We start from the raw sequence: 383 nt of genomic DNA, 5'->3' as shown, positions 1-383 counted from the left end.
ATCTCGTGCCCTTCCTCTATCTCTTCTATTCGATGCGCTATGGCGAACCGGCCGGGGACAATCCATGGCCGGCGACCGGGCTCGAATGGACGACGCCATCGCCGCCGCCGAAGCACAATTTCAACGAGATCCCGGTCGTCAGCGGTCCACCCTATGACTACCATGTCTATGCGCCGCAATTCCAGGTGCTGCACGTCTTCTCCTCGACCGGGGCCAGCGTTCTGGCCGTCGCCTATCTCGTGCCCTTCCTCTATCTCTTCTATTCGATGCGCTATGGCGAACCGGCCGGGGACAATCCATGGCCGGCGACCGGGCACCGGCCGGGGACAATCCATGGCCGGCGACCGGGCTCGAATGGACGACGCCATCGCCGCCGCCGAAGC

General features: G+C 64.0%; 1 pseudogene. It reads left to right on the top strand.

Annotated features, from left to right (window positions below):
* A pseudogene (locus AC1D0P_RS31595) lies at positions 1 to 383 on the top strand (hypothetical protein); the annotation flags it as partial.

This window comes from Polaromonas sp. P1_G2, assembly GCF_056405515.1.
The sequence above is the reverse complement of the archived record's forward strand: the minus strand, read 5'-3'. Positions and strand labels throughout refer to the sequence as shown.